General features: G+C 52.4%; 2 protein-coding genes. One reads left to right on the top strand and one right to left on the bottom strand.

What is annotated here, in order from left to right:
* Window positions 1–256 precede the first annotated feature (256 nt).
* On the bottom strand, window positions 257–592 hold the full coding sequence (locus tag JX325_RS15895; protein ID WP_374220651.1) for a replication initiator protein A: 336 nt from the start codon (window positions 590–592) through the stop codon (window positions 257–259).
* 325 nt (window positions 593–917) lie between these two features.
* Here JX325_RS15895 and JX325_RS15890 point away from each other — a divergent pair.
* Window positions 918–1,999: recombinase family protein (locus JX325_RS15890; protein WP_204792026.1), on the top strand; the 1,082-nt coding region annotated here is incomplete at its 3' end.

Genomic DNA, 1,999 nt, shown 5'->3' with positions numbered 1-1,999 from the left:
GGCCAGATTTCGAGGCGGGGACATTCATCTGGGAAATTTGGGACAGGAGCCTCTGAAATCACCAAATCCAGAGCGGAGCGGGCCATGGGCCAATTATCGCTTTTAAAGCGGAGCTTCCCGCTTGCGTCGTAAACGGAATAGTGCATAGTACCTCCTTTGTAACACGGATTTCCTTCAGCTGCACGCGGCAGCGGCGTCCGAGTGTGTTACGGATTGAAAATGCGCTTGCAAGGCCCCGGCGGGCTTCGCGGATTGCTCATTGGACACATAGCCTTAAGTCTGTTAGAATGATAGTTACCACANCAAAATTCAACAGGAAAAGAAGCGTCAAAACGACTGCTTTTCCATGGGCGCAGCGCAGATCATTTTGAATTTCTTCCAACGTGTAATAGATATAAACGCGCCCAGCCCCGTCATACCAGCCATTTTTGGCGGAAAGCCCCATGCGGTCCAGCAGGAGGCCATATAGCAATTTGGCATCGGTAGATAGCTGCTTGANTCGTTCCCCGGTCACAAGCTGGCGGGGGATGCGGTAAAAAGAAAATTGGTTGCTCTCGTCACCGTAGTAGTAATCAAAATCCTGATTGTCCATTTCTGGTTGACCTCCGGGCAACAAAAAAGGCGCTCCTTTCGGAACGCCTTTAGAGTAGTTATATTTGTCTTTTCGACAACTTTTTTATATTTAGCTATATGAATTGCTGGGAAACATACTAGCAAACAAATTTCTTGGGGTTTCTCCAGATGGCCTTTTGTAAAAAGCCTGTGTGAGATTCCTCCCGGTCGCCGTATATCAATATTCCTCTTTTTACGTTTTTTTTCGATAAAATTCTATTTTTATCTTGCTTGTTTTTTTAGCATAGAACCGTATTGTTTGGTACGCCCGCGATATTTCCAAGAAGCGCCGGATCGTGAACAAGATGAAAGGCAATTCCGGCGTGCCTCTGTCCCCGCCCCCCTATGGCTACATCAAAAACCCGGAGGACCCCCGCTTTTGGGTGATTGACCCGGAGGCCGCCGCCGTTGTGCGGCGTATCTATCAAATGGCCCTGGACGGCTACGGGCTGGCGGAAACCGCCGCCGCGCTGGAGCGGGATGGAGTGTTCAATCCCACCTACTACTGGCGGAGCAACGGGACCAGCCGGGGCGGTTCCAAAAGCACCGTGGAGCCCACCAAATGGGGGCATACCACCATCAAGAAAATCCTCACCTTGCAGGAGTATTGCGGTGACGTGATTAACTTCAAGTCCTACTCCAAGTCCTACAAGATGAAAAAGCGGATTGAAAACCCGGAGGAGAACCAGGCAATCTTCCTCAACGTCCACGAGGCCATTATAGACCGTCCCACCTGGGAAAAGGTGCAGAGCATGAAAAAGGGGACCCGCCGGAGGCGGCCCACCGTCACCCAGGAGCCCAGCGCCTTTTCTGGCGTTCTCAAATGCCCGGAGTGCGGCGGCAACCTCAATTTCCACTTCAACCAGGGCAACCACGATATTAAATTCTTTAGTTGCCAGAACCACAATTCCGGCCTCCGCAAGTGCTCCAAGACCCACTATATCCGGCTGGAATTTCTAGAGCGGGTGGTGCTGTACGAGGTAAACCGGTTGGCCTGTTTCGCCAATGAGTACGAGGACGATTTCATCAAGGCCATGATGGGCCGTTCCGCAAAAGTGACGGAGAATGAGCGGGCCAGGAAACAGCGGGAGCTGGACGGACTGCTGGCGAGGGACAAAGAACTTGACGGGCTTTTCGAGAGGCTTTACGAGGATAACGTGAGCCAGAAAATCAGCGACGCCCGGTTTGCGAAAATGTCCCAGCGGTACGAGCAGGAGCAGGGAGAGAACGCCAAGCGGATCAAGGCGCTGCGGCTGGATCTGAAAAAGAGCGAGGGCCAGCGGATGGACATTGACACGTTTCTTGAAACGGTCCGGCGGTACACCAACGCCACCGAGATTACCCAGCGCATGGTGGCGGAGCTGATTGACCATATCGACGTGTACCA

It is taken from the genome of Oscillibacter sp. CU971, from assembly GCF_905219725.1.
In the GTDB taxonomy this organism is placed as follows: domain Bacteria; phylum Bacillota; class Clostridia; order Oscillospirales; family Oscillospiraceae; genus Oscillibacter.
The sequence above is the reverse complement of the archived record's forward strand: the minus strand, read 5'-3'. Positions and strand labels throughout refer to the sequence as shown.